The organism is Pseudomonas sp. P867, from assembly GCF_019891455.1.
GTDB lineage: Bacteria > Pseudomonadota > Gammaproteobacteria > Pseudomonadales > Pseudomonadaceae > Aquipseudomonas > Aquipseudomonas synxantha_A.
This window is the reverse complement of the sequence record NZ_JAFLXB010000008.1, coordinates 101,163-127,744: the sequence shown is the minus strand read 5'-3', so window position 1 is coordinate 127,744 and position 26,582 is coordinate 101,163. Positions and strand designations below refer to the sequence as shown.

21 protein-coding genes are annotated in these 26,582 nt (G+C 59.4%); 8 read left to right on the top strand and 13 right to left on the bottom strand.

Annotated features, from left to right (window positions below):
- Window positions 1–167: 167 nt before the first annotated feature.
- The 5 genes from J1G33_RS16505 (at window position 168) to fabB (ending at window position 7,117) form a co-directional block, all read left to right on the top strand.
- On the top strand, window positions 168–2,291 hold the full coding sequence (locus J1G33_RS16505) for a TonB-dependent receptor (protein WP_316247298.1): 2,124 nt from the start codon (window positions 168–170) through the stop codon (window positions 2,289–2,291).
- 1 nt (window position 2,292) lies between these two features.
- A complete protein-coding gene (locus J1G33_RS16500) occupies window positions 2,293–3,222 on the top strand; it encodes an ABC transporter substrate-binding protein (protein ID WP_078820727.1) in 930 nt (309 codons plus the stop codon).
- Window positions 3,219–5,120, top strand: coding sequence for an ATP-binding protein (locus J1G33_RS16495; RefSeq protein WP_032877085.1), 1,902 nt, complete (start codon window positions 3,219–3,221; stop codon window positions 5,118–5,120). The genes J1G33_RS16500 and J1G33_RS16495 overlap by 4 nt, the downstream gene beginning before the upstream one ends.
- Window positions 5,121–5,369: 249 nt before the next feature.
- Window positions 5,370–5,885, top strand: a complete 516-nt coding sequence (gene fabA / locus J1G33_RS16490) for a 3-hydroxyacyl-[acyl-carrier-protein] dehydratase FabA (protein ID WP_003210552.1) — start codon at window positions 5,370–5,372, stop codon at window positions 5,883–5,885.
- Between the two features lie 11 nt (window positions 5,886–5,896).
- The gene (fabB, locus tag J1G33_RS16485) at window positions 5,897–7,117 is read left to right on the top strand and encodes a beta-ketoacyl-ACP synthase I (RefSeq protein WP_005786601.1); all 1,221 of its coding nucleotides are present in this window, start codon (window positions 5,897–5,899) and stop codon (window positions 7,115–7,117) included.
- 187 nt (window positions 7,118–7,304) lie between these two features.
- On the opposite strand, the gene J1G33_RS16480 is transcribed toward fabB, so the two are convergent.
- Both J1G33_RS16480 and J1G33_RS16475 read right to left on the bottom strand, forming a co-directional pair.
- Window positions 7,305–8,930, bottom strand: coding sequence for a methyl-accepting chemotaxis protein (locus J1G33_RS16480; RefSeq protein WP_223018414.1), 1,626 nt, complete (start codon window positions 8,928–8,930; stop codon window positions 7,305–7,307).
- 97 nt (window positions 8,931–9,027) lie between these two features.
- Complete coding sequence (locus J1G33_RS16475; protein WP_216090965.1) at window positions 9,028–10,050, bottom strand: amidohydrolase family protein; 1,023 nt, start codon at window positions 10,048–10,050, stop codon at window positions 9,028–9,030.
- A 137-nt stretch (window positions 10,051–10,187) separates the two neighbouring features.
- Between J1G33_RS16475 and J1G33_RS16470 the strand changes: the two genes are divergently transcribed.
- Window positions 10,188–10,604, top strand: coding sequence for an OsmC family protein (locus J1G33_RS16470; protein ID WP_005786596.1), 417 nt, complete (start codon window positions 10,188–10,190; stop codon window positions 10,602–10,604).
- A 64-nt stretch (window positions 10,605–10,668) separates the two neighbouring features.
- Window positions 10,669–11,535 carry a pirin family protein gene (locus J1G33_RS16465; RefSeq protein WP_223018413.1) on the top strand — a complete coding sequence of 289 codons (867 nt, stop codon included), beginning with the start codon at window positions 10,669–10,671 and terminating at the stop codon, window positions 11,533–11,535.
- A gap of 98 nt (window positions 11,536–11,633) precedes the next feature.
- Here J1G33_RS16465 and J1G33_RS16460 read toward each other — a convergent pair whose 3' ends face one another.
- The 4 genes from J1G33_RS16460 to J1G33_RS16445 form a co-directional block, all read right to left on the bottom strand.
- Entirely contained in the window at window positions 11,634–12,362 is a 729-nt protein-coding gene (locus J1G33_RS16460) for a dienelactone hydrolase family protein (protein WP_078820724.1), read from the bottom strand.
- A 65-nt stretch (window positions 12,363–12,427) separates the two neighbouring features.
- Window positions 12,428–14,332: a molecular chaperone HtpG gene (htpG, locus tag J1G33_RS16455; protein WP_223018412.1), complete on the bottom strand. Its 1,905-nt coding sequence runs from the start codon at window positions 14,330–14,332 to the stop codon at window positions 12,428–12,430.
- A gap of 89 nt (window positions 14,333–14,421) precedes the next feature.
- A complete protein-coding gene (locus J1G33_RS16450; protein WP_005786590.1) occupies window positions 14,422–14,874 on the bottom strand; it encodes a PaaI family thioesterase in 453 nt (150 codons plus the stop codon).
- Window positions 14,871–15,347 carry a PaaI family thioesterase gene (locus J1G33_RS16445; RefSeq protein ID WP_005786588.1) on the bottom strand — a complete coding sequence of 159 codons (477 nt, stop codon included), beginning with the start codon at window positions 15,345–15,347 and terminating at the stop codon, window positions 14,871–14,873. Before J1G33_RS16445 ends, J1G33_RS16450 begins: the two co-directional genes overlap by 4 nt.
- A gap of 156 nt (window positions 15,348–15,503) precedes the next feature.
- On the opposite strand from J1G33_RS16445, the gene J1G33_RS16440 reads away from it, so the two are divergent.
- Window positions 15,504–15,761: a hypothetical protein gene (locus J1G33_RS16440; RefSeq protein WP_005786587.1), complete on the top strand. Its 258-nt coding sequence runs from the start codon at window positions 15,504–15,506 to the stop codon at window positions 15,759–15,761.
- A gap of 83 nt (window positions 15,762–15,844) precedes the next feature.
- Here J1G33_RS16440 and J1G33_RS16435 read toward each other — a convergent pair whose 3' ends face one another.
- From J1G33_RS16435 to J1G33_RS16405, 7 genes are all read right to left on the bottom strand, one after another.
- A complete protein-coding gene (locus J1G33_RS16435; RefSeq protein ID WP_005786585.1) occupies window positions 15,845–16,585 on the bottom strand; it encodes a DUF599 family protein in 741 nt (246 codons plus the stop codon).
- Between the two features lie 256 nt (window positions 16,586–16,841).
- A complete protein-coding gene (gene brnQ / locus J1G33_RS16430) occupies window positions 16,842–18,155 on the bottom strand; it encodes a branched-chain amino acid transport system II carrier protein (protein WP_005786584.1) in 1,314 nt (437 codons plus the stop codon).
- A gap of 422 nt (window positions 18,156–18,577) precedes the next feature.
- Complete coding sequence (gene sucD / locus J1G33_RS16425; RefSeq protein ID WP_003190013.1) at window positions 18,578–19,459, bottom strand: succinate--CoA ligase subunit alpha; 882 nt, start codon at window positions 19,457–19,459, stop codon at window positions 18,578–18,580.
- Window positions 19,459–20,625 (bottom strand): ADP-forming succinate--CoA ligase subunit beta, encoded by a 1,167-nt coding sequence (gene sucC / locus J1G33_RS16420; RefSeq protein ID WP_003190011.1) that lies wholly within the window; start codon window positions 20,623–20,625, stop codon window positions 19,459–19,461. The genes sucD and sucC overlap by 1 nt, the downstream gene beginning before the upstream one ends.
- Window positions 20,626–20,829: 204 nt before the next feature.
- Window positions 20,830–22,266: a dihydrolipoyl dehydrogenase gene (gene lpdA / locus J1G33_RS16415; protein ID WP_005786578.1), complete on the bottom strand. Its 1,437-nt coding sequence runs from the start codon at window positions 22,264–22,266 to the stop codon at window positions 20,830–20,832.
- 99 nt (window positions 22,267–22,365) lie between these two features.
- On the bottom strand, window positions 22,366–23,595 hold the full coding sequence (gene odhB / locus J1G33_RS16410) for a 2-oxoglutarate dehydrogenase complex dihydrolipoyllysine-residue succinyltransferase (protein ID WP_032877091.1): 1,230 nt from the start codon (window positions 23,593–23,595) through the stop codon (window positions 22,366–22,368).
- A 44-nt stretch (window positions 23,596–23,639) separates the two neighbouring features.
- Window positions 23,640–26,471 (bottom strand): 2-oxoglutarate dehydrogenase E1 component, encoded by a 2,832-nt coding sequence (locus J1G33_RS16405; protein ID WP_005786575.1) that lies wholly within the window; start codon window positions 26,469–26,471, stop codon window positions 23,640–23,642.
- Window positions 26,472–26,582 lie beyond the last annotated feature (111 nt).

The window sequence follows — 26,582 nt, the reverse complement described above, 5'->3', positions numbered from 1 at the left end:
GATGGCGGCATTATACGGGCCGCCCGGCTTGCGGCCAGCCCCCGTATCAATTCGCGCACTTGTCGGAAAATGCCACGTTTGTACGAAGTAATTGCAAGTCCGACGACTGGCAAATAGCCCCACCTCAGTTAACATGGGCGGCTATCCGTCATTAACAAGGCCGTGCCGTGTACCTGGGCCCTCCTCCTCGCTCATCTCTATGGTTGATGCTGTTGTGCAGCGTACCTGCCCTGGCTGACGATCTGTTTCTCGACAGCCAGCCGCTGCCGCAGGTGTTGACCGCCACGCGCCTCAAGCAATCGGCCGCCGCCGTGCCCGGCAGCATGACGGTGATCGACAGTGAGCTGATCAAGGCCAGCGGCGCCCGGGACATCGCCGAACTGCTGCGCCTGGTTCCCGGGATGATGGTCGGCTATACCACCGGCAACCAGGCGTCGGTCAACTACCACGGCACCAGCGCCAGTGATGCGCGGCGGATGCAGGTGCTGATCGACGGGCGTTCGGTGTACCGCGCCGGCCTGGCCACGGTGGACTGGAGCGATATCCCGGTGGCCATGGAAGATATCGAACGCATTGAGGTATTTCGCGGCCCCAATACCGTCAGCTATGGCGCCAATGCACTGATGGCGGTGGTCAATATCCTCACCCGTTCCCCCGCCAACAGCCAGGGCTCGCGGGTGAAGGTCACCCGCGGCGAACGGGGGATCAACGACTTCTATGCCAGCCAGGGCGTGGGTTGGGAAACCGGCGATTTGCGCTTATCCCTGTCCGGGCAACAGGACGACGGTTTTGACAGCGACGCGGTCGGCGCCGACCGCCGTGACGGTCGCCGTCTCAACCGTTTCAGCCTGGCGGTGAGCCAGACGCTGAACGCGCAACAAAGTATCGACTGGCAACTCAATGCCAAGGAAGGCACCAATCAGCGCCCTTATACCTACACCCCGGTGTTTGACGGGATCAGCGAAGGCGGCAGCAATTCCGATGTTGTCGCCAAGGACTACGCCGGCTCTTTGCGCTGGAATTTCGACTTCAATCCCGATCACAGTCTGTATATCCAGGGTTCAGCCCAGCAATGGGACCGCCGACAGGTCTGGAAAGCCTGTGATGCCAAGGTCTCGTTCAGCCCGCAGCTGACCCAGTTGTGGCAACTGAACCCCAACTATGCCGAACTGTTGGCGCGGCACATGGACACCTACAGCCAAGGCTCTCCACCCCCGGGAAGCGCCGCCGAGCAGGCATTGGCCAACCAGGTGCTGGATCAATGGAAGAACCACGGCGGCAAGGACACCGTCTGCGGCGATATCGACCAAAGCACCCGCGAAAGCCGCTACGACGTGGAGATCCAGGACACCTTGAGCCTATCCGACAGCTTGCGCCTGGTCAGCGGCATCAACTATCGCTATGACCGCGCCGACTCGGATACCTACTTCAATGGAACCCTGGACGACACCACCTGGCGCCTGTTCGGGCACCTGGAATGGCGGGCCAGCGAACACTGGCTGCTGCAGGGTGGCGCCATGTACGAAGACAGTCACCTGAGCGGCGACTCACTGACGCCGCGTGTGGCGGTCAATTACCTGATCAACCCGCGTCACGGGTTGCGGGCGGTTTACTCCGAGGCGATCCGCTCGCCGGACATGTTCGAGAACAACGTCAATTGGAGCTACCGCGTCAACAACCTCAGCTCCCCGGCCTACGGACAAAACTCCGGGCAATATTTTGTCGTGACGCGCGGCCCTGGCGACCTCGACAAAGAGTTGATGCGCTCCCGAGAACTGGGCTACAACGGGTTCTTTGCCGACCTGGGGCTGAATGTCGACGTGAAGCTGTTCTATGACGAAATCACCGACATGATCAGCTCGCCGCTGCGCAACAACCAATACATCGCCAGCAACGCCAACAGCTCGCGCTTTACCGGTGCCGAATCACAGTTCGACTGGCGCATGAGCAACACCGACCGCCTGCGCCTGACCTACGCTTATGTCGACGCTACTTCCAGCAACCCACGGGACAAGGCGCAAACCGCGCGCAACAGCGGCTCGGCCGGTTGGCTGCGCGAGTGGGGCCAAGGGTGGTCCAGCGCCCTGTTCTACTATGGCGACGACGCTCTTAACCAGTATCGCTTCCAACGGGTCGACCTGCGGGTAGCCAAACGCATTGCCGTGGGCAAAACCAATGTGGAGCTGGCCGGCATGTTGCAGCAACGCCTTGATGACCAGCCCACCACCTGGGCCGACAATAATTACGACCATCGTCACGTTCTCTACTTCAGCGCCGAGCTGGACTTCTGACATGGCCGATCAGTCACGGATGACCCTCTTGCTGCTTTCACGATTGTGGCGCCGTGGCGTGCTGCTCGCGTGCCTGCTGCTGGCGGTGCCGGCGTGGAGTGCCGATATCCTGCTGACGGCTGCCGAAGACGGCGCCGGGGTGCAAGCCTTCACCCAGGCCCTTGCCCAGCAGCGCCCCGACGACCGGGTCAGCTTCACCCCGCTCAAGGACTTGCCGACACCGAGCCAGTTGCCCGCCGGCACTCGCTTGATCCTCCTGGACCTGCCCAGCCTCGATTGGCGCCTGCTGGATACCCAGGGACCGCCGACCCTGGTGCTGCGCATCAGCCGCCTGCAGGCGCGGCAACGCCTGGGTAATACGCACCCGGCCAAAATCAGCCTGCTATGGAGCGACCCGCCGCTGGAGCGCCAGTTGCGCCTGATCGCCGACACCCTGCCGCAGGCACGACGCATCGGTGTGCTTTACGGTGCCGACAGTGAATTCCTGCTGCGCGAGCTGATCCGGTTTGCCACCCCCCTGGGCCTGGAAATCGTGCCTCAGCTCTGGGACAACACCAGTGACAGCCGCCCGCTGCAAACCCTGTTCAAGAACAGCGATGTGCTGCTCGGCCTTGACGACCCGCAACTGTACAACCCCAAAACGGTAAAGAACCTGTTGCTGAGCAGCTACGCCCAGCAACTGCCCCTGATAGGGCCCAATGCCGGGTTTGTCCGGGCCGGCAGCCTGGCCAGCACCTACAGCGATCAGCCCGACTGGCTTGCCGTGCTCGACCGCCTGCTGGATCACCCGCCGGCCAATTGGCCGCACACGTTGTACCCGCAACACTTCAAAGTCGTGGGCAACCCGCAAGTCGCGCGCTCACTGGGCATCGAACAGGTTGATGAAACCGCCGTCGCCGCCCGCTTGGCCGAAGGAGAGAAACGCCCATGACCTTGCGTCGCCGTTGGGATATCAACACCCGCACCCAGCTCATTACCCTGGGCCCCGCGTTATTGTTGACCCTGCTGTTGATCAGCTTCTTTACCTTCGTACGGATCCAGGATTTGCGCCAGGAGCTGGACCACACCGGCCAATTGATCGCCAACCAACTGGCGCCCGCGACTGAGTATGGAGTGATTTCCGGCAACAACGATGTGCTTGAAGCGCTGCTGCGTGCGACCTTGGCCACGCCTCACGTGCGCTTCCTGGAGATTCAGAACAGCGCCGAAAACATTCTGGTGTATGTCGAGCAGCCGTCGGAAAGACATGACCGCTCGCTGTCCGTGAAGGTGTTCCAGGCGCCAATCCGCCTGCAACACATCCAGCTCAACAATGACTTTTTCCAGGACAACCTCAACGAACCCAAGGCACCCCGAGCCGACTACCTGGGGCGGGTGATTGTCGGCATGTCCAATGACGCGTTCAGCCAGCGCCAGCAGGAAATCCTGTTCAAGGCCGGGATCCTGGCGCTGTTCGCCTTGCTGTTTACCTTCCTGCTGGCACGACGCCTGGCGGCAAGCCTGTCGCAACCAATAAGCGCGATGGGCCATGCGGTCAAGGCTATCCAGCAAGGCGATTACAAAACCCCGCTACCGATTGTCGATGACTCGGAGCTGGGTGACCTTTCGCGGCATATCAACAACCTGGCCGAAGGCCTGAACCAGGCCAGTCGCGAGCAGCAACAAGCCATGGCCCAGTTGATCCAGACCCGCGAGGAGGCCGAGCGCGCGAACAATGCCAAATCAGATTTCCTGGCGATGATGAGCCATGAACTGCGCACGCCCATGAACGGCGTGCTGGGCATGTTGCAACTGCTGGAAACCACCGACATGACTGCCGAACAGACCGAGTACGCGGCGCTGGCCTCCGAGTCCACCGAGCACCTGCTCAAGGTGATCAACGACATCCTCGACTTCTCACGCATTGAGCGCGCCGCCCTGGAACTGGAACATATCGCGTTCAACCTTGCCGACCTGATCAACAGTTGCGCCCAAGCCTTCCAGCACAGTGCCCAGCAACGCGGGCTGAGCCTGGAGCTGCCGATTCCTGCGGGCATGGAGGCCCTACGGGTGCGAGGCGATCCGACGCGGATCCGGCAGATCCTGGTAAACCTGATCGGTAATGCGTTGAAATTTACCGAACGCGGCAGCGTGACCGTCGAGCCCCATTGGCAAACCCTGGACCACGAACTGGTGTGGTTCACCTGCACCGTGCGCGACAGCGGTATCGGTATTTGCGCCGAACGCCTGGAGCTGATGTTCGATGCGTTCCAGCAGGCCGACAGCTCCATTTCCAGACGCTACGGCGGGACTGGCCTGGGCTTGCCCATCGCCCGCACCCTGGCCGAACGCATGGGTGGCACCTTGCGGGCCCAAAGCGAAGAAGGCCGGGGCTCGGTGTTTACCCTGGAAATCCCGCTGGCCATCGATCAGCAACAAGTACAGGCCATTACGCCCGACGCCCTCGGCAAGGCCAGTGCCGGCGACGGACGCCACGTATTGCTGGTGGAAGACAACCCGGTCAACCGTACCGTGGTCGAAGCAATGCTGCGCAGCCTGGGCTTTGAAGTCAGCCTGGCCACCGACGGCGCCGAGGCGATCCGCAGCGCCGAGAGCCTGATCTTCACTGCTATCCTGATGGATTGCCGGCTGCCATTGATCGACGGCTACGAAGCTACTCGCCAGATTCGCCAACTGCCTGGCTGCGCCGATCTGCCGATCATCGCCCTGACGGCCAATGCCTTGCAGGGCGACCGCGAAGCCTGTCTGGCAGCCGGAATGAACGATTACCTGGCCAAGCCGTTCAAACGCACGGATTTGCAGCAAATCCTGCAACGCTGGGTGCAATAGCGCCGCGCCATCAACCAACTGCGACTGGCGTGAAAGACGAAAGTGCGGCAGTCTTAGGCACCCGAACGGGCCGATAAACAGGCCCGGTTTAAAATTTCAGTGAACAAGTGTACATTGAGTGCCTTGCCGCTGTGACTTTCACTACAACGCAATAGTCTATGTGTAGGCTGCCGCTATGAGGCATGAACGCTTCATTCGGTTCGGGAAGATTTGCCCAACCCAGCCGCATGGGATTATTGAGGAGCTCGCATGACCAAACAAAACGCCTTTACTCGGGAAGACCTGCTGCGCTGCAGTCGCGGTGAGCTGTTCGGCCCAGGTAACGCGCAACTGCCCGCCCCGAACATGCTGATGGTGGATCGCATCACCCATATCAGCGAAGAAGGTGGCAAGTACGGCAAAGGTGAATTGGTCGCCGAGCTGGATATCACCCCGGACCTCTGGTTCTTCGCCTGCCATTTCGAAGGCGACCCTGTGATGCCAGGCTGCCTGGGCCTCGACGCCATGTGGCAACTGGTCGGCTTCTACCTGGGCTGGCAAGGCCTGCCGGGCCGCGGTCGCGCCCTGGGTTCGGGCGAAGTGAAGTTCTTTGGCCAAGTCCTGCCGACCGCCAAGAAAGTCACCTACAACATTCAAATCAAGCGCGTCCTCAAGGGCAAGCTGAACCTGGCCATCGCCGACGGTTCGGTGACTGTCGACGGTCGCGAGATCTATACTGCCGAAGGCCTTCGGGTCGGCGTATTCACTTCCACTGACAACTTTTAAGGGTTATCCGCATGCGCCGCGTCGTTATCACTGGTCTGGGCATCGTTTCTTGCCTGGGCAATGACAAAGAGACCGTCACCGCTAACCTGCGTGCAAGTCGCCCTGGCATCCGCTTCAACCCGGAATATGCCGAAATGGGTCTGCGTAGCCAGGTTTCCGGCTCCATCGACCTGCCCCTCGAAGAACTGATCGATCGCAAGATCTATCGCTTCGTCGGCCACGCTGCCGCCTACGCCTACCTGGCCATGAAAGACGCGATCGCCGATTCGGGCCTGAGCGAAGACCAGGTTTCGAACGTACGCACCGGCCTGATTGCCGGCTCCGGCGGCGCATCGACCCTCAACCAGATGGAAGCGCTGGATATCCTGCGCGAAAAAGGCGTGAAGCGCGTTGGCCCGTACCGTGTAACGCGGACCATGGGCAGCACCGTTTCCGCCTGCCTCGCGACGCCGTTCGCCATCAAGGGTGTGAACTACTCGATCTCCTCCGCGTGCGCCACCAGCGCCCACTGCATCGGGACTGCCGTTGAGCAGATCCAGCTGGGCAAGCAGGACATCGTATTCGCCGGCGGCGGTGAAGAAGAGCATTGGAGCCAGTCGTTCCTGTTCGACGCCATGGGCGCACTGTCCACCCAGTACAACGAAACCCCAGAGAAAGCCTCTCGCGCCTACGACGCCAAGCGTGACGGTTTCGTCATTGCCGGCGGTGGTGGCATGGTCGTGGTTGAAGAGCTGGAACACGCTCTGGCCCGCGGCGCCAAGATCTACGCGGAAATCGTCGGCTACGGCGCGACGTCCGACGGCTACGACATGGTTGCCCCAAGCGGCGAAGGCGCGATCCGCTGCATGCAGATGGCCATGTCCACCGTTGATACCCCAATCGACTACCTGAACACCCACGGCACCTCGACTCCGGTCGGCGACGCCAAGGAAATGGAAGGCGTGCGCGCGGTATTCGGCGACAAGGCTCCGGCCATCAGCTCTACCAAGAGCCTGTCGGGTCACTCCCTGGGCGCCGCCGGCGTTCACGAAGCGATCTACTGCCTGCTGATGATGGAAGGCAACTTCATGGCCGGCTCGGCCAACATCGACGAGCTGGACCCAGCCGTTGCTGATATGCCGATCCTGACCAAGACCCGTGAAGATGCAAAAATCGACACCGTGATGAGCAACAGCTTCGGCTTCGGTGGCACCAATGCCACCCTCGTGCTGAAACGCTGGCAGGGCAAGTAAGCCTCGCAGGTTGATCACATGAAAAAGCCCCGACTGGTTCGGGGCTTTTTTTTGCGCTTTGATTTGAAACCGCGTCGCCTTCATCGCAGGCAAGCCAGCTCCCACCTTCGATCGCGTTCATCCTGAAGGAATGCAGTCCAGTGTGGGAGCTGGCTTGCCTGCGAACGGGTCAACCCGGTTCCCCGCCCTACACCGAAAACCGCGCCACCATCGAATTCAGGTCCACCGCCAACCGCGACAACTCCTGGCTCGCCGCGCTGGTCTGGTTCGCCCCGGCAGACGTCTGGTGCGCCAGGTCGCGGATATTCGTCAAGTTACGATCCACCTCCCGCGCCACTGCTGCCTGCTGCTCCGAAGCACTGGCAATCAACAGGTTGCGCTCGTTGATCAGGGTGAATGCCGAGGCGATCTCTTCCAGCGCCGTGCCGGCAGACTTGGCGATATCCAGCGTAGAACGCGCCCGCGTGTTGCTCTGTTGCATGGAACTGACGGCCTGGTCGGTGCCCTGCTGAATCCCACTGATCATCTGCTCGATTTCCTGGGTCGACTGTTGCGTGCGATGGGCCAAGGCACGCACTTCATCGGCCACTACCGCAAAACCGCGCCCGGCATCCCCGGCTCGCGCCGCTTCAATGGCCGCGTTCAGTGCCAGCAGGTTGGTTTGCTCGGCAATCGAGCGAATCACGTCCAGGACTTTACTGATGCCATAGACCTTTTGCGCCAGCGCCTCGACCTGGGTCACATTGGCGGTCACATCGGTAGCCAGGGCTTCAATCGACACCACCGTCTGCTGCACCTGCTCACGGCCCTGCTGGGCAATGCGGTCAGAATCGCGTGAAGCATGGGACGTGGCCACCGCGTTGCTCGCCACCTCTTCCACCGCCGCCGTCATCTGGTTGACCGCCGTGGCCGCCTGTTCGATCTCCTGGTTCTGCTGATGCAGGCCGCGCGTGGCATCCTCCGTCACGCAACTGAGTTCTTCGGAAGCAGAAGCCAATTGGTTGGACGATTCAGCAATGCGCCGGATAGTATCGCGCAGATTCTCTTGCATGCCCTTGAGAGCCTGCTGCAAACGCGCCGGCTCATCGCTGCCGCTCACGCGGATCTCACCGGTCAGGTCGCCGCTGGCCACGCCCTGAGCTACTTTCAGCGATTGGGCCAGCGGTAGCACGATGCTGCGGGTCAGCCAGACCGCCAGGCCAATGGTGATCAATGCCGTGAGGATGATCATGCCAATCACCCCGGTACGCGACTGGCTGAAAACGCTTTGCGTGAGGCTGGCCGCCTGGTTGGCACTGGTTTTATTGAGGGTGACCAGATCGCGCAACGTGACGGCGATTTGATCGGCGAGCTGATTCATCTCACCGTTGGCCACTTTGATCGCTTCATCGAGCCGGTTGGCCTTGGAAAACGCCATTACCTGATCCTGACGTTGCAGGTATTGCTGTTCCTGGGCCTTGAAACGATCGAAAAGCGTGCGCTCTTCAGGGAGCACGATCAGCCCTTCGTAGAGGGCTTGCGCATGGGGCATGCCATTCTTGAGGTCGGTCAGTTTCTGCTCGTTTTGTGCCAACGCCTGCGGATCGCGGTTAACCAACAAGCGCAGGGTCAGCGCACGCACGCGCAGCAGGTCCTGATTCATCTCCCCCACCGCCATGACGCTGGGCAACCAGTTGTTCTCTACCTGGTCCGACTGCTGGCGCATATTGGCCATCTGCAACAGGGCAAAGCCGCCCAACGCGAATACCATCAAGGCCAGCACGCCAAAGCCCAAGCCGGCGCGAGGCGCGATATTCAAACTACGGATATTCATGCCTGGATTCCTTCCAAAAAAGTACTGCATCCACCTGCAGTGTGGTCCTGGAAGTTATCGGCACCCTCCGCCATTTATGTAAGACGAAAACGCGATATCAATGCACCTGACCATTGCCAGGCGGCTTGGGCAGGATGGCAAGGAAATTATCCCGCGCCACCTTGTGCGCCACCTCCTCGGGCAATGCATCGAGGAAGGGCTCGAAGCGACGCATCTCCTTACCTAACTTATTGAAACGCCCTACCACGTCAGATCCCAGCATAAAGCGCTCAGGGAAGCGCTCCACCAGCTTCACCCACTCCTGCCGAGGCTGACCCGCCTCATCCAGCAGATAGGGCGTGAGCATGCTCCAGGACAGGTCGATATACAGGTTGGGGTACGCCTCGAGCATGCGGTTCAAGGTGGGCAGCAAAAAGTCCATCTGCACCTGATGCCGGTGAATTTCCTTGCTGGTGCCAGCATGGGCCCAGATAAAGCGCGTATGCGGGTGGTTACGCAACGGCTCTTCGACTTCCGCCAGGTACAGTGGGTTACGCTCTCGCTTGGAAGTGATGTTGGAGTGCAGCATCACGGGCAGGTCGTTTTCGGCGGCCAGGTGGTAGATACGCGTCATGGCTTCGTTGTTGGCGCGGGGCGTGTCGCCTGAGGTCAGGGCGGTAAGGTCGTCATGGCGGGTAAACACTTCACCGATACCCTGCCACAACCCGGGGTTGAGGTCGATCATGCGCTGGATATGGGCAGCGGAGTTCTTGTCGTTGGGGTTGAAGCCGGCCAGGAACGGGTGAAAGTGCTGGCGCTGCTCGGGGGTCAGCTTATTGACCGCTGCCGCGACAATCACATCGGTGGCGCTGTACCAATAGGCATCGGCGTCATCACCAGCGTAGTAGCGGGGGCGCTTGGGCTCGTCTTCGTGCCATTTCTTGGCCACGGGAATGCCGGAAATCATTACATGTTCGATGCGGTTCTCGGACATCGCCTTGAGCAGTTTGCCCATGCCTGCCGTTTCCTGGAAAAAATCCACGTAATGCATGTGCGCGTCACTGTAGGCATAGTCGCGGGCCTGCGCGGCAAGGCTGCTGGCAGCGAGCAACAAGGCAAGACTCAGGCGGGTCCGAAGCACGGTGAAACCTCAATCAGGGCTGATACGGGTAGACCTTGCGCCTACCTTCGAGGTTCAGCGCGGAAAAACTGGAACACTTGGGCGCCAGCATGCTCTATAACTGCATGACCTTCATCCTGCCCCTTGAGAGGTTCGCCATGCCTGTTACCGTTAATACATTGAACGCTGAAAACTTCCGTCACAGCGTCAATATCAATCACCACGAACTGTTTACCGACCTGCCAAAGAGCCTGGGTGGCGACGACTCGGCGCCCTCTCCCCACGACTATTTCGATGCTGCGCTGGCGTCATGCAAAGCCCTGACGGTCAAGCTCTATGCGCAGAAGAAAGATATCCCGCTCACCGGCGTGACCGTTGAAGTGACCCACGACGCCGCCGAAGAGCAGAAAGGCAAATACAAACTCAGCGTCAAATTGACCCTCAAGGGTGTGCTGAGCGATGAGCAGCGCGAGGAGTTGCATCGCGTTGCGGACAAGTGCCCGGTACACAAGCTGATGACCACCGCCGAAATCAGCATCGAGACGAAATTATCGGAAGGTGCCTTCAGCGCATAGCGCCAACGTCCCATCGGGCGGGTTATGCTCAGACGCATCCAACCCGCTCAGACAGGGATGCACCATGACCACCCTTACCGTGATCCGCCCCCGCGCCGAAGATGTCGAAGGGCAGCCGATCCTGCGCCCGCTGCCTTCCCGTGAATGCCGTAGCGTCGGGCCCTTTGTGTTTTTCGACCATATGCTGCGGACCGCCTATGCACCGGGTACCGGCATGAATATCCGCCAACATCCGCATATCGGCCTGTCTACCCTCACCTACCTGTTTGAAGGCGCCTTGCAGCACAAGGACAGCCTCGGCTCGGATCAGGTGGTGCAGGCCGGCGATGTCAGCTGGATGACCGCTGGCAGCGCGATTGCCCATGTCGAGCGTACCCCCGAAGCGCTCAAGGCCAGTGGTTTCAACCTGCACGGCCTGCAGGTGTGGCTGGCCTCCCCCAAGGACCACGAGACCGGCCCCGGCCATTACAGCCATCACCCGGCGGCGAGCTTGCCGGTGAGCGATAACCTGGGCGTGCAGGTGCGCCTGATTGCCGGTGATGGTTTCTGTCTCAAGTCACCAGTGCCGGTGCTCTCGCCGACGTTGTATGCCGAGGTGCAGATGCAAACAGCCACCACCTTGCTGATCCCCGATGAGCATGAGGAGCGCGCGGTGTATGTGCTGGAAGGTGAGGCGCAGCTCGACGGTGAGCCGCTGGCAGTGCATAGCCTGGTGGTATTGCCGCCAGGGCAAGAGATGACATTGTTTGCCGAAACCGACTGCCATGTGGTGGTGTTTGGCGGGGCGCCGCTGGACGGGCCGCGGCGGATCAACTGGAATTTCGTGGCGAGCGATCCGGCAGTGATCGAGCACGCCAGACAGCGCTGGGCTGCTGGGGACTGGCCGAGGGTGCCGGGGGAGTCAGAACGAATTGAGTTGCCTGTGAAATAGCTATCGCAGGCAAGCCAGCTCGCACACTGGGTGGGTGTGCACCTTTAAATGTGGGAGCTGGGCTTGCCCGCGATGGCGTCAGGTCAGGCGCCGCAGAGTCAGCCCTTGAACACTTCATCCAACAAGTTATGCATCGACTGGAAAGCCCGCGCAGCGGTCTTCGCGTCGTACATCATCTTGCCTGGCACATTGGCATGGGGATCGGTGAAGGAATGCACTGCGCCGCCGTAGCTCAGCAACTGCCAATCCACACCCGCTGCGTTCATTTCCTCTTCGAACGCTGGCAGTTGCTCTTTGGGCACCAATGGATCGGACGCACCATGCAATACCAACACTGAACCCTTGATGTTTTTCGCATCCGCCGGGTTCGGCGTGTCGAGGGTACCGTGGAAAGAGACAGCCGCCTTCACCGGCGCACCGGTACGTGCCAATTCCAGAGCGCAGCAACCGCCGAAGCAGAAACCGAAGGCTGCCAGCTTCGACGTATCAACGGCTGCCTCGGTCTGGCCTTGCAGTTGCTCGAAGGCCGCCTGCATACGCTTGTTCAACAATGGACGATCATTTTTCAACGGCATCATCGCTGCGCCGGCTTCATCGCCATTGGTCGGGCGTACAGTTTGCCCATACAAGTCGGCAATCAGCACCACGTAGCCTTTGCCGGCAACACTCTTGGCGATTTCTTCGGCACCCGCACTCACGCCCATCCAGTTCGGTGCCATCAGCAGCCCCGGCAGCGGGCCCTTGTGGCTGGCATCGAACGCCAGGCGGCTTTCATAAGACTGGCCATCAATCTGATAGACCACGGAACGTACTGTGACTTGGCTCATCATTTTCTCCAGTTGAGGAGGATTAACGAAAAAACCCGCCGAAGCGGGTTTTTTCTACAACGGTGTTAAACCGACAATTCAACCAACAGCTTGTTCAGTCGGCGCACATAGGCGGCCGGGTCTTTGAGGCTGTCGCCAGCGGCCAGAGCCGCCTGGTCGAAGAGGATGTGCGACAGGTCGCCAAACCGCTCTTCGCTCTGCTCGCCATCGAGTTTCTCGATCAGCGGGTGAGCCGGGTTGAATTCGAAGATCGGCTTGGAGTCCGGGACCTTCTGGCCGCTGGCTTCAAGGATCTGACGCATCTGCATGCCCAGGTCCTGCTCGCCAATGGCCAGGATCGCCGGGGAGTCGGTCAGGCGGTGGGAAACCCGCACTTCACTGACTGCTTCGCCCAGGGACGCCTTGATCCGTTCAACCAGGCCCTCTTTGGACTTGGCGACTTCTTCGGCGGCTTTCTTGTCTTCCTCGGAATCCAGGTTGCCCAGGTCCAGGTCGCCACGGGCAACGTCAACGAACGACTTGCCGTCGAACTCGGTGAGGTAGCTCATCAGCCACTCATCGATACGGTCGGTCAGCAGCAGCACTTCGATGCCTTTCTTGCGGAAGACTTCCAGGTGCGGGCTGTTTTTAACCTGCGCGTAGGTTTCGCCAGTCAGGTAGTAGATCTTGTCCTGACCTTCCTTGGCGCGTGCCAGGTAGTCAGCCAGGGACACAACCTGCTCGCCGTCTTCGCCCTGAGTCGAAGCAAAACGCAGCAGGCCGGCGATTTTTTCCTTGTTGGCAAAGTCTTCCGCCGGGCCTTCCTTCATCACCTGACCGAAGTTTTTCCAGAAGCTCTTGTATTGCTCAGGCTCGTTCTTCGCCAGTTTTTCCAACATGTCGAGCACACGCTTGGTCAGCGCCGACTTCATGGAGTCGATGATCGGGTCTTTTTGCAGGATTTCCCGCGACACGTTCAGCGACAGGTCGTTGGAGTCGACCACGCCCTTGATAAAGCGCAGGTACAGCGGCAGGAAGGATTCCGCCTGGTCCATCACGAACACGCGCTGCACGTAGAGCTTCAAGCCCTTCGGCGCTTCGCGCTGGTACAGATCGAACGGAGCACGGGCCGGTACGTAGAGCAGCGAGCTGTATTCCAGCTTGCCTTCAACCTTGTTGTGGCTCCAGCTCAGCGGGTTTTCGTAGTCGTGGCCGATGTGCTTGTAGAACTCCTGGTATTCCTCGTCCTTGATCTCGGTACGCGGACGGGTCCACAGGGCGCTCGCGCGGTTGACGGTTTCCCATTCCTCGGCAGGCTTCTCTTCGCCTTCGGCAGCCGCCTGTTCTTTCGGCAGCTCGATCGGCAAAGCGATGTGGTCGGAGTATTTCTTGATGATGTTGCGCAGGCGCCAGCCATCAGCGAATTCGTCTTCACCGGATTTCAGGTGCAGCACGATGCGGGTACCGCGATCTGCCTTGTCGACAGTGGCAATTTCAAACTCGCCCTCGCCTTTGGACGCCCAGTGCACGCCTTCGCTGGCGTCGAGGCCGGCACGGCGGCTGAATACTTCAACCTTGTCGGCAACGATGAAGGCCGAATAGAAGCCCACGCCGAATTGGCCGATCAGATGAGAGTCTTTTTTCTGGTCGCCCGACAGGTTCTTCATGAAATCTGCGGTGCCGGATTTGGCGATGGTACCCAAGTGGGTAATCGCGTCTTCACGGCTCATGCCGATACCGTTGTCTTCGATCGTGACGGTCTTGGCGTCCTTGTCGTAGCTCACACGGATTTTCAGTTCCGCGCCACCTTCCAGCAACTCAGGCTTGGACAGGGCTTCGAAACGTAATTTGTCGACAGCGTCAGAGGCGTTCGAGATCAATTCGCGAAGGAAGATTTCCTTGTTGGAATACAGCGAATGGATCATGAGGTGCAGCAGTTGCTTCACCTCGGTCTGGAAGCCCAGGGTTTCCTTTTGAGTTTCCACACTCATGGTCATCAAACTCCAATTGGATGGCAGTGGCCGCGCCCGAAAGGGTTGGCGGCGGGTTGTCATCAAAGTTGGGGGCTAAGACCGGGATTTCAAGGGCGGGCCAATTCCTCAATCTTGAAATGTGCGCGGGCGGTGGCAATCGGCTCGGCCTCGGTGGTTTGCCAGGCGGTGATCGCCACATTGGCGACGCGCCGGCCCTGGCGGCACACCTGGCATTTGGCGTAAGTGTCGCGAAACTGGCCGGCGCGCAGGTAATCCAGGGAAAAATCGATGATTTTTGGCAGGCCCGGAGCCCCGGTAAATACCCTTAGATGCAGGGCCGCCGACAGCTCCATGAAGCCGGCGATCACCCCGCCGTGCAACGCCGGCAATATGGGGTTACCAATATTGTCCTTGTTGGCCGGCAGGCGAAACAGCAGCTCATCTCCCAGACGGGTGCATTCGATGCCGATCAGCTTGGCGTAGGGCACCAAGCCCAGCAGTGCGTCGTAGTTGCCACGCTCGAGAGCCTGCTCCAGACGGGTCTTGAATCGATGCGTCATGCCTGCTCTCCCTTGATCGTGCTGCCCAGCCCTTGCGTACCTTTTAGGCGCTTGCCCATACGCATGAACGTGCCCACCACATGGGCGATGGGTTGTTGCGGGTCATCCTGATAGGCGAACCCGCGCGTGAATATCACATCGGTGGTCACCCGGTAACATTGCGCGAAGCCATACACCGGCTTGTGCGGCTCGGCCGCACGCATGTAGTCGATACGCAGGTCCAGGGTCGGGCACACCTCGAATTCGGGTAACACGCACAAGGTGGCCATGCCGCAGGCTGTGTCCATCAACGAGGTCAGGGCGCCACCATGAATCACGCAGGTTGCGGGATCACCAACAAGATGTGGCCCATACGGCAACACCAGGGTCATGCCCTCCTCGCTTGCAGCGTGGACAGCCACACCCAGCACCTGACAATGGCGCAGCGCCGAGACAAAGCGCGCAGCACGCTCTAACAAGGGGTTTTCGGTCATTGTTTTTAGACTCTTATTAGTGTGAAAGCAGCGGACTAAATCGCCGGAAAAAGTTTTTGTGCGAAAAGCGTTATATATCTGTGGGACAAAAGGAACTAATGCTGGCCCCTTGGGTTCGAAAGGCCAGTAGATATCTTCAATAAGGAGAAACACCCCATGCGCAAGACATTAGCTATTTCCATGATGCTGGCCGCTGCACTCGGTCTGGCTGCCTGCGACAAGAAATCCGAAGACAAAGCCCAAGATGCCGCTGCACATTCTGAGCAAGCACAGCAAGACATGGCTAAAGCACAGGATAAAGTGAACGACGCTGCGAAAGAAAACGCCGAAGCTGCCAAAGCTCAGGCTGAATCGAACGCCGAAGCTGCAAAAGAAGCTGCACCTGCCGCACCTGCAGAACCTGCCAAGCAGTAATTGCCGGGTGTGAACCTGTAGTGCTGCAAAAGAAAGCCCGCTTATAAAGCGGGCTTTTCTTTGCCTGCTGTTTTATCCGGCCTTTAAGAAACACTCTCTTTTGCAGCATCCGAAGCTTGCATATTAGTCGGGGTATACACCATCACCTGCAAGACGTCGGAGTGAAACTCGCGGCGATAAAGCACCAATACCACCCCGCTGCTCATCAACATGAACAACCAAGGGCTGACAAACCAGGCCAGCATGGTCATGCCGAAGTAATAAGCGCGCAGCCCAAAGTTGAACTGGTTGGCCGCCATCGAAATCACCCGCGCCGCCCGCAAGGCAAATGCATTGCGCTCCTGCTCCGACACGTGCCGCTCACCAATCATCGGCGCCGAGCCCACCAGCACCGCAGCGAAGTTGTACTGACGCATGCACCAGCTGAAAGTAAAAAACGCATAGACAAATACCAGGGCCAGGCACAGCAACTTGATCTCCGACATGCCTTGGGAGGCCTGCTGCACCATAGGAATGTCTGCCAGCAACGACACCGCCCGCTCGGAAGCACCGAGCACGGTCAGAATACCCGCAAGGATGATCAAGGTGCTGGAGGCAAAGAACGAGGCATTACGTTCCAGGTTGCCGATCACGCTGGCATCGGCGATGCGGTTATCGCGCAACAACATGCGACGCATCCAGTCTTCGCGGTACAGGTGCAATACGCTGGCCAGGCAGGCCGTATCCCGGGCTTTCCAGGTGGCATAACGGGTATAGCCACCCCAGCACAGGATGAACCAGAGGGCGGCAAGCAGATGGACTTGATTGGTTTCGACGAACGACATGCGGGTCCTTGTACACAGGATGATAGGGCCGACACGGTCCAAATGTGGGAGCTGGCTTGCCTGCGATAGCGTCTTTGCAGTCACCACCGCGCCAACCGATGTACCGCCATCGCAGGCAAGCCAGCTCCCACACCGACCGGTGTTTTCAACTTGAGATTTTTGACGCCATCCCCAAAAAAAAGACACTGCCATCGACTCAAAAAAAATGCCCCGTATCGTTTGATACGGGGCATTTCAGTGCAGCACAAACCGCGGGTTATGCGACGGCTTCGCTACGCTTGCCCAGCATACGATCGATCACCACGGCCACCACCAGCGTCATCACTGATGGCACCAACCACGCCAAGCCTTGCTCGCTCAGCGGCAAGTTTGCCAATTGTGTAGGCATCCAACCCGCCAGGCCCGCGCCCTTGAGTGCGTCGATACAACCAAAGATGAATGACACCAACATCACCGGGCCGACGATACGGCCCTGTTCCTGCCAGAAGCCTTTGCAGAAACTCAGGGCTACCAGCACGATGCACGGCGGGTAGATCGCTGTAAGCACCGGAATCGAGAACGCGATCAGTTTGGTCAGGCCCAGGTTGGACACGAACAGCGAGAACAACGCCAGAATCACCACCAGTGTCTTGTAGGACAGCGGCAGGATTTTGCTGAAGTACTCGGCGCAGGCGCAGGTCAGGCCGACGGCAGTGACCAGGCACGCCAGGGAGATCAGCACGGCGAGGAAGCCGCTGCCCAGGGAGCCGAAGGTGTGTTGCACATAAGCGTGCAGTACGGCTGCGCCGTTGCTGGCACCGGCAGCCACGGCATGGCTGCCCGAACCCAGGCGGAACAGGCTGATGTACACCAGCGCCAGGCCCACGCCGGCAATCAGGCCGGCGATAATGGCGTAACGGGTGATCAATTGGGGCGACTCGACACCCCGTGAACGGATCGCGTTGACGATCACGATGCCGAACACCAGCGCACCCAGCGTATCCATGGTCAGATAACCATTGATAAAGCCCTGGGAGAACGGTGCGGCCACGTATTCCGGCGTAGCGACGCCCACTTCACCGGCCGGCAAGGCAAACGCGGCAATGCCGAGGATGGCCAGGGCGATGATCTTCAGCGGCGCGAGGAAGCGGCCCACGGTATCCAGCAGTCGACCTGGGTACAGGGACACAAAGAACACCACCAGGAAATACACCGAGCTGTAGAGGAACAGCGCCAACGGGCTTTCACCGGTCAGTGGCGCCAGGCCCACTTCGAATGACACGGTCGCAGTACGCGGGGTAGCGAACAGCGGCCCCACCGCCAGGTACGCCGCCGCCGCCAGCAGGCCACCGGCGATCTTGCCGATCGGGCTGCTCAGCGCATCCATGCCACCACCGACCTTGGCCAGGGCAATCACGGTGACCACCGGCAAACCGACCGCGGTGATCAAAAAGCCAAGCGCCGCCATCCAGACATGGGGCCCGGACTGCAAACCCACGATAGGCGGGAAGATGATGTTGCCAGCGCCCACGAACAGAGCAAAGGTCATAAAGCCCAGCGCCAGGATATCCTGGCTTTTCAACACTTTCATTTGAGGAAATACCACACTACTGAATCGGAATTTAGAGAGGGCTTCCCTATGGATGAGGGAAATGCTGCCGGCCCTTATGGGGACCGACCGGTCTAGCGCGCAGCTTCCTTTTGGGATGCGGACGCATAAAGAGGCGGCTAGAGTACAGAATCAGGCTGACAAACGCACTGTTGCGGGGCGAACTGTCCGATAAGCGACATTTGAATGTCGCGTTTTCATACTTAATTGGGCAATGCTGGCCCCTGTGGGAGCTGGCTTGCCTGCGATGGCATCGACTCGATGTGTCTGATGCACCGAGGTGCCTGCATCGCAGGCAAGCCAGCTCCCACACGGGACCAAGTACATCCTCACTCTATTTCAGAATGCACAAAGGCCACCCGAAGGTGGCCTTTGTGTGGTGAAGCGTCAGCTAAGCGCGAGGCTTACTTGACAGCCCAACCGGTCAGCTCGGCCAGGGCCTTGCCGATGTCTGCCAGCGAACGCACGGTTTTCACACCTGCGTCTTGCAGTGCAGCGAACTTCTCGTCTGCAGTGCCTTTGCCGCCAGAGATGATTGCGCCAGCATGGCCCATGCGCTTACCCGCAGGGGCAGTCACACCAGCGATGTAGGAAACAACCGGCTTGGTCACGTGTGCCTTGATGTAGGCAGCCGCTTCTTCTTCAGCCGAACCGCCGATCTCACCGATCATCACGATCGCTTCGGTCTTCGGGTCTTCCTGGAACAGCTTCAGGATGTCGATGAAGTTGGAGCCTGGGATCGGGTCACCGCCGATGCCGACGCAAGTCGACTGACCGAAACCGGCGTCAGTGGTCTGCTTCACAGCTTCGTAGGTCAGGGTGCCGGAACGGGAAACGATACCGACCTTGCCTGGCAAGTGAATGTGACCTGGCATGATGCCGATCTTGCATTCGCCTGGAGTGATCACGCCTGGGCAGTTAGGGCCGATCAGGACTACACCCAGTTCGTCGCACTTAACTTTAGCGTCCAGCATGTCCAGGGTAGGAATGCCTTCGGTGATGCACACGATCAGCTTGATGCCGCCGAATGCCGCTTCCAGGATCGAGTCCTTGCAGAAAGGAGCTGGAACGTAGATCACGCTGGCAGTGGCGCCAGTGGCTTCTACCGCTTCTTTCACGGTGTTGAACACTGGCAGGCCCAGGTGCTCGGTGCCGCCTTTGCCCGGAGTTACGCCACCAACCATCTGAGTGCCGTATTCAATGGCTTGCTGGGTGTGGAAACTACCTTGCGAACCGGTAATACCCTGGCAGATAACTTTGGTGTCTTTATTGATCAGGACGCTCATTACTTGCCCTCCGCAGCTTTGACAACTTGTTGAGCAGCGTCGGTCAGGCTGGTAGCCGCGATGATGTTCAAACCGCTTTCTGCCAGTACTTTAGCGCCCAGTTCAGCGTTGTTACCTTCAAGGCGAACAACAACCGGGATTTTAACGCCGACTTCTTTCACTGCACCGATGATGCCTTCGGCAATCATGTCGCAACGAACGATGCCGCCGAAGATGTTGACCAGTACTGCTGCGACGTTGGAGTCGGACAGGATGATCTTGAACGCTTCGGTAACGCGTTCCTTGGTAGCGCCACCACCTACGTCGAGGAAGTTGGCTGGCTTGCCGCCATGCAGGTTGACGATGTCCATGGTACCCATGGCCAGGCCGGCACCGTTGACCATGCAGCCGATGTTGCCTTCCAGGGCCACGTAGTTCAGTTCGAACTTGGCAGCGTGCGCTTCGCGCGGATCGTCTTGCGACGGATCGTGGAAAGTCTTCAGCTTAGGCTGACGGTACATGGCGTTGGCGTCGATGTTGATCTTGGCATCAAGGCAATGCAGATCGCCGTCAGCCTTGATCACCAGCGGGTTCACTTCCAGCAGGGCCAGATCGTGATCCTGGAACAGTTTGGCCAGACCTACGAAGATCTTGGCGAACTGGGCAACTTGCTTGCCTTCCAGACCCAGCTGGAACGCCAGTTCACGACCCTGGAACGGCTGTGCGCCAACCAGTGGATCGATAGTGGCCTTCAGAATTTTTTCTGGGGTTTCGTGAGCGATTTTCTCGATGTCCACGCCACCTTCGGTGGAAGCCATGAACACGATGCGACGGCTCGAACGGTCAACGACAGCGCCCAGGTACAGCTCTTTAGCGATATCAGTGCACGATTCAACCAGGATCTTGGTGACTGGCTGGCCATTGGCATCAGTCTGGTAAGTCACCAGACGCTTGCCCAGCCACTGCTGTGCGAAGGCCTTGGCGTCTTCTTTGCTGCGAACCAGCTTAACGCCGCCCGCTTTACCGCGACCACCGGCGTGGACCTGGGCTTTGACAACCCACTCGCTGCCACCGATTTTGTCGCAAGCTTCTGCTGCTGCTTCCGGGGTGTCTACTGCGTAGCCCTTGGAAACTGGCAGGCCGTATTCAGCGAACAGCTGCTTACCCTGATACTCGTGAAGATTCATGCTTTTTACCGTCTTCGTTAGGTACTGCGCATTCGGCGCTGCGCTCATTATGAGTGCCGCACCACCTGTGACTGCTGCTTGCGCAACTTGCGGGGCTTATGGCCCGTAAAGCTGCGCAAGGCTGCGTCCAGCGGATATTCCGCGGTGAGTCTTGCGCGCAAGGCTCACGACGGGCAACTCCGCCGTGGTTTCTTATTATCTCGCTTAGCGCTTCTTCTTGTTGGCGATGTGGATGGCACCGCCATTCACTGCCAACGCTGCTTCGTGCAACGCTTCGGACAGGGTCGGATGGGAGAAGACCATCATACCCAGGTCCTCGGCACTGGTGCCGAATTCCATACCGATCGCGCCTTGCTGAACCAGTTCTGCAGCGCTTGGGCCAATCACGTGGACGCCCAATACGCGGTCAGTCTTGGCATCAGCGATGACTTTGACAAAACCACCGGTGTCGTTGGCTGCCATGGCACGGCCGGAAGCGGCAAACGGGAAGGTGCCGACGTTAACTTCAACGCCTTCAGCTTTCAACTGCTGTTCGTTCTTGCCGACCCATGCGATTTCCGGGTGGGTGTAGATAACCGACGGGATCAGGTCGTAGTTCATCTGGGTCTTGTGACCCTTGATGCGCTCGACGACCATGATGCCTTCCTCGGAAGCCTTGTGGGCCAGCATCATGCCACGAACCACGTCGCCGATCGCATATACGCCCGGTACGGTGGTTGCGCAGTGATCGTCAACGTGGATGAAGCCACGCTCGTCGATGTTCACGCCGCTGTCGGAAGCCAGCAGGTCGTTGGTCACTGGACGGCGACCAACGGCAACGATCAGCTTGTCGAAGGTGATGGTCTGCTCGCCGTCTTTATCGGTGTAGGTCACCACGACTTCTTCGCCGTTGACCTTGGAGCCGGTGACACGGGCGCCGAGCTTGATGTCCAGACCTTGTTTGGTCAGGGTTTTCAGCGCCTCTTTGGAGACTGCAGTGTCGGCCGCCAGCAGGAACGTGTCCAGGGCTTCCAGCACGGTGACTTCAGCGCCCAGACGGGACCATACCGAACCCAGTTCCAGACCGATTACGCCAGCGCCGATCACGCCCAGGCGCTTAGGCACAGCCTGGAATTCCAGGGCGCCAGTCGAATCAACGATCACGTTGTTGTCAACTGGAGCAGGCGGAATGTCGATTGGACGCGAGCCAGGAGCCAGGATCACGTTTTCGGCTTCGATGACTTCAACCGAACCGTCTGGCTTGGTGACTTCGACTTTCTTGCCGGCCAGCAGCTTGCCGTGACCCTGAATGGAAGTCACACCGTTGGCCTTGAACAAGGTGGCAACGCCGGAAGTCAGGCCTTTGACGATGTTGGCTTTACGGCCGACCATTGCTGGCACGTCCATGGTCACGCCAGCATGGTTGATGCCGTGGATCGCGAAGCCGTCTTGGGCTTCGTGGAATTTCCAGGAGCTGTCCAGCAGCGCCTTGGAAGGAATGCAACCAACGTTCAGGCAGGTACCGCCCAGCGCCAGCTTGCCTTCCTTGTCGGTGTACTTTTCGATGCAAGCAGTCGAGAGGCCCAGTTGCGCAGCCTTGATGGCGGCAACATAGCCGCCAGGGCCTGCACCAATCACTACAACGTCAAATTTCTGTGTCATGAAAATAGATCCTCTATTTGCGACAAGCTTCTAGCCACAAGCTGCAAGCCAAGCTGCTTTTTCCTACAGCTTGTAGCTCGCAACTTGCAGCTGCTTCTATCAGATGTCCAGGAGCAGGCGAGCCGGGTCTTCCAGCAGGTTCTTGATGGTCACCAGGAACGTCACGGCTTCTTTACCATCGATCAGGCGGTGATCGTAAGACAATGCCAGGTACATCATTGGGCGGATCACGACCTGGCCGTTGATGGCCATCGGACGCTGGATGATGTTGTGCATGCCCAGGATCGCGGCTTGCGGTGGGTTGACGATCGGCGTCGACATCATCGAACCGAAGGTACCACCGTTAGTGATGGTGAAGGTACCGCCGGTCATCTCGTCGATGGTCAGCTTGCCGTCACGGGCTTTCTTGCCGAAGCCGGCGATGCCGCCTTCGATTTCGGCCAGGCTCATCAGCTCGGCGTTACGCAGCACTGGAACCACCAGGCCACGGTCGCTGGACACGGCAACGCCGATATCTGCATAGCCGTGGTAAACGATGTCGCCGCCGTCGATGGAAGCGTTGACTGCCGGGAAGCGCTTGAGTGCTTCGGTGGCCGCTTTCACGAAGAACGACATGAAGCCCAGGCGCACGCCGTTGTGGGACTTCTCGAACAGGTCCTTGTACTTGGAGCGCAGGGCCATGACTTCGGTCATGTCGACTTCGTTGAACGTGGTCAGCATCGCCATGTTCGACTGCGCTTCAACCAGGCGCTTGGCCACGGTGGCACGCACGCGAGTCATCGGTACGCGCTTCTCGGTACGGTCGCCGGCAGCGAACACCGGGGCGGCAGCCGCTGGAGCAGCAGCCTTGGCAGGCGCGGCAGCCGGAGCGTTCTTCTTGGCTTCAACCGCAGCAACCACGTCTTCCTTGGTCACGCGGCCGTCTTTGCCGGTGCCCTTGATGGAAGCCAGGTTGATGCCGTTCTCTTCAGCCAGTTGACGCGCAGCTGGTGCAGCGATTGGATCTTCGCCACCGGCTGCCGGTGCAGCGGCAGGCGCCGAAGCAGCCGGTGCAGCAGCAGCGGCGGCAGGAGCAGGAGCTGCAGCAGCGCTGCCCTCTTCGATCGAACCCAGTACCTGGTTCGACAGAACGGTAGCGCCCTCTTCAGCCACGATCGCGCCCAGCACGCCGTCAGCTTCGGCCAACACTTCCAGTACGACTTTGTCAGTCTCGATGTCGACGATCAGGTCGTCACGCTTGACGGCCTCGCCTGGTTTCTTGTGCCAGGTGGCAACGGTGCCATCGGCAACCGATTCCGGGAATGACGGGGCTTTGATTTCGATAGCCATTATCTGTAGGTCCTTAAAATTCGGTTTCAGTCAGCGCGAAGGCGTTAAACAGTGAAAGCATCTTGCAGCAGTTTTTCCTGCTGCTCGGCGTGCATCGACGCATAGCCACACGCAGGTGCAGCAGAAGCATCACGACCGGCGTACTCAAGGACCAGGGCCTTGTTGTGGTTGCCGATGCTGCGACGCAGATGATGCTGGCTGCTGTACCAGGCGCCCTGGTTCATCGGTTCTTCCTGACACCACACCACGTTCGTGAGGTTGGTGTAAGGCGCGATGATCTCCATGAGGTCATCTTCCGGGAACGGGTAAAGCTGCTCGATACGCACGATGGCGATGTCTTCGCGGCCTTCGGCACGGCGTTTTTCCAACAGATCGTAGTAGACCTTGCCGCTGCACAGGATCAGGCGAGTGACCTTGGCGGCGTCCAGTGTATCGATCTCTGGAATCACGGTCTGGAACGAACCTTGGGCCAGATCTTCCAGGGTCGAAACGGCCAGTTTGTGACGCAACAGCGATTTCGGGGTCAGCACGACCAGCGGCTTGCGCAGCGGTCGGATCACCTGGCGACGCAGCAAGTGGTAGATCTGCGCCGGGGTGGTCGGCACGCACACCTGGATGTTGTGCTCGGCGCACAATTGCAGGTAACGCTCCAGACGGGCCGAAGAGTGCTCCGGACCCTGGCCTTCATAACCGTGTGGCAGCAGCATGGTCAGACCGCACAGGCGGCCCCACTTGTGCTCGCCGCTGGTGATGAACTGGTCGATAACCACCTGGGCACCGTTGGCGAAGTCGCCGAACTGGGCTTCCCAGATCACCAGCGCATTAGGCGTGGTGGTGGAGTAGCCGTATTCGAACGCCAGTACGGCTTCTTCGGACAGGAACGAATCGTACAGGTCGAAACGTGGCTGGCCTTCGTACAGGTTCTGCAACGGGATGTAGGTGCCCGCGTCTTTCTGGTTGTGCAATACAGCATGACGGTGCGAGAACGTACCGCGGCCGATGTCCTGGCCGGTCATGCGGATTGGGTGACCTTCGAACGCCAGGGTCGCGTACGCCATGGTTTCGGCGTAACCCCAGTTGATCGGCAGGCCGCCGGCTTGCATCTTCTGACGATCTTCGTAGATCTTCGCCACCTGGCGCTGTACGACGAAGCCTTCGGGAATTTCCAGCAGCTTGGCGGACAGTTCCTGCAACGTCTTCAAATCGAAGGATGTATCGTGACGTGCAGTCCAGGTGTGGCCCAGGTACGGACGCCAGTCAACGAACAACTCTTTGTTCGGCTCCTTGACCAGGCTTTTCACTACATGCAGGCCATTGTCCAGCGCGTTGCGGTATTCATCGACTTTCGCCTGAACACGCGCATCGTCAACCACGCCGGCCTTGGTCAGGCTTTCGGCGTACAGCTCACGGGTGGTGCGCTGCTTGGTGATCTGCTGGTACATCAACGGCTGGGTGCCGCTTGGCTCGTCCGCTTCGTTGTGACCGCGACGGCGGTAGCAAACCAGGTCGATCACCACGTCACGCTTGAACTGCATGCGGTAGTCGACTGCCAGTTGGGTCACGAACAGCACGGCTTCCGGATCATCGCCATTCACATGGAGGATCGGCGCCTGGATCATCTTGGCAACATCGGTGGCGTACTCGGTGGAACGCGCGTCCAACGGGTTGCTGATGGTGAAGCCGACCTGGTTGTTGATGACGATGTGAACGGTACCGCCGGTCTTGAAGCCGCGAGTCTGCGACATCTGGAACGTTTCCAGGACCACGCCTTGACCGGCGAATGCCGCGTCACCGTGGATGGAAATCGGCAGAACCTTCTCACCGGTGGCATCGTTACGACGATCCTGGCGCGCACGTACCGAACCCTCGACCACTGGCGAAACGATTTCCAGGTGGGATGGGTTGAACGCCATGGCCAGGTGAACTTCACCGCCGGTGGTCATCACGTTGGACGAGAAGCCCTGGTGGTATTTAACGTCACCGGAACCCAGCTCGACCTTCTTCTTGCCTTCGAACTCGTCGAACAGCTCGCGCGGGTTCTTGCCGAAGGTGTTGACCAACACGTTCAGGCGACCACGGTGAGCCATGCCGATCACGATTTCCTTGGTGCCGTAGGAACCGGAACGCTGGATCAGCTCGTCGAGCATCGGAATCAGGCTTTCGCCGCCTTCCAGGCCGAAACGCTTGGTGCCCGGGTATTTGGTACCCAGGTATTTCTCGAGGCCCTCGGCCGCGGTCACGCGCTCCAGCAAGTGGCTGCGGACATCGGCGGACAAGACCGGACGGCCACGCACGCCTTCCAGGCGGTGCTGGAACCACTGGCGCTGCTCGGAATCGGTGATGTGCGTGAATTCAGCGCCGATGGTGCGGCAATATGTCTGCTGCAACGCTTCGTGAATTTCGCGTAGGCTCGCTTCCTCTTTGCCGATGAACAGGTCGCCGGCACGGAAGGTCGTATCAAGATCGGCATTGGTCAAGCCGTAATGATTGATCGACAGGTCTGCAGGTGCAGGACGCTGCCACAGCCCCAGCGGGTCAAGCTGGGCTGCCTGGTGGCCACGCATACGGTAGGCCTGGATCAGTCGCAGTACTTCAACTTGCTTCTTCTCGTGCTCACTGCTCACGCTGCCGGCGGAAACCGGTTGGGCGCGGCGCTGGTTCTTTGCCAGCAGCACGAACTGATCGCGAATTGTTGCGTGCGATACATCGGTGGCAGCGTTGCCGTCTGAAGACAACGTCTGAAATTTGGTGCGCCATTCTTCTGGCACAGCGTTAGGGTCGTGCAGGTAGAGCTCATAAAGCTCTTCCACATAGGCAGCGTTACCACCTGAAAGATAGCCGCTGTTCCACATGCGCTGCATCACGCTTTCTTGCATGCTTGGTCACCCTCGATTTGGGGACACCACCGGCGAAAACACCGAGTTTGCTTGCAAAAGGCCAAGTGCAGCGACCAAAACAAGCCACTTAGGATCACGCTGATAGTTCGG

What these genes read in the sequence shown, in the direction of transcription:
- J1G33_RS16470 (WP_005786596.1), top strand. Translation starts at nt 10,188, where the DNA reads ATGCCTGTTACCGTTAATACATTGAACGCTGAAAACTTCCGTCACAGC.
- fabA (WP_003210552.1), top strand. Translation starts at nt 5,370, where the DNA reads ATGACCAAACAAAACGCCTTTACTCGGGAAGACCTGCTGCGCTGCAGT.
- J1G33_RS16460 (WP_078820724.1), bottom strand. Translation starts at nt 12,362, where the DNA reads ATGAGCCAAGTCACAGTACGTTCCGTGGTCTATCAGATTGATGGCCAG.
- J1G33_RS16445 (WP_005786588.1), bottom strand. Translation starts at nt 15,347, where the DNA reads ATGACCGAAAACCCCTTGTTAGAGCGTGCTGCGCGCTTTGTCTCGGCG.
- J1G33_RS16450 (WP_005786590.1), bottom strand. Translation starts at nt 14,874, where the DNA reads ATGACGCATCGATTCAAGACCCGTCTGGAGCAGGCTCTCGAGCGTGGC.
- lpdA (WP_005786578.1), bottom strand. Translation starts at nt 22,266, where the DNA reads ATGACACAGAAATTTGACGTTGTAGTGATTGGTGCAGGCCCTGGCGGC.
- J1G33_RS16405 (WP_005786575.1), bottom strand. Translation starts at nt 26,471, where the DNA reads ATGCAAGAAAGCGTGATGCAGCGCATGTGGAACAGCGGCTATCTTTCA.
- fabB (WP_005786601.1), top strand. Translation starts at nt 5,897, where the DNA reads ATGCGCCGCGTCGTTATCACTGGTCTGGGCATCGTTTCTTGCCTGGGC.
- J1G33_RS16465 (WP_223018413.1), top strand. Translation starts at nt 10,669, where the DNA reads ATGACCACCCTTACCGTGATCCGCCCCCGCGCCGAAGATGTCGAAGGG.
- J1G33_RS16440 (WP_005786587.1), top strand. Translation starts at nt 15,504, where the DNA reads ATGCGCAAGACATTAGCTATTTCCATGATGCTGGCCGCTGCACTCGGT.
- brnQ (WP_005786584.1), bottom strand. Translation starts at nt 18,155, where the DNA reads ATGAAAGTGTTGAAAAGCCAGGATATCCTGGCGCTGGGCTTTATGACC.
- odhB (WP_032877091.1), bottom strand. Translation starts at nt 23,595, where the DNA reads ATGGCTATCGAAATCAAAGCCCCGTCATTCCCGGAATCGGTTGCCGAT.
- sucC (WP_003190011.1), bottom strand. Translation starts at nt 20,625, where the DNA reads ATGAATCTTCACGAGTATCAGGGTAAGCAGCTGTTCGCTGAATACGGC.
- J1G33_RS16500 (WP_078820727.1), top strand. Translation starts at nt 2,293, where the DNA reads ATGGCCGATCAGTCACGGATGACCCTCTTGCTGCTTTCACGATTGTGG.
- sucD (WP_003190013.1), bottom strand. Translation starts at nt 19,459, where the DNA reads ATGAGCGTCCTGATCAATAAAGACACCAAAGTTATCTGCCAGGGTATT.
- J1G33_RS16435 (WP_005786585.1), bottom strand. Translation starts at nt 16,585, where the DNA reads ATGTCGTTCGTCGAAACCAATCAAGTCCATCTGCTTGCCGCCCTCTGG.
- J1G33_RS16480 (WP_223018414.1), bottom strand. Translation starts at nt 8,930, where the DNA reads ATGAATATCCGTAGTTTGAATATCGCGCCTCGCGCCGGCTTGGGCTTT.
- J1G33_RS16495 (WP_032877085.1), top strand. Translation starts at nt 3,219, where the DNA reads ATGACCTTGCGTCGCCGTTGGGATATCAACACCCGCACCCAGCTCATT.
- htpG (WP_223018412.1), bottom strand. Translation starts at nt 14,332, where the DNA reads ATGAGTGTGGAAACTCAAAAGGAAACCCTGGGCTTCCAGACCGAGGTG.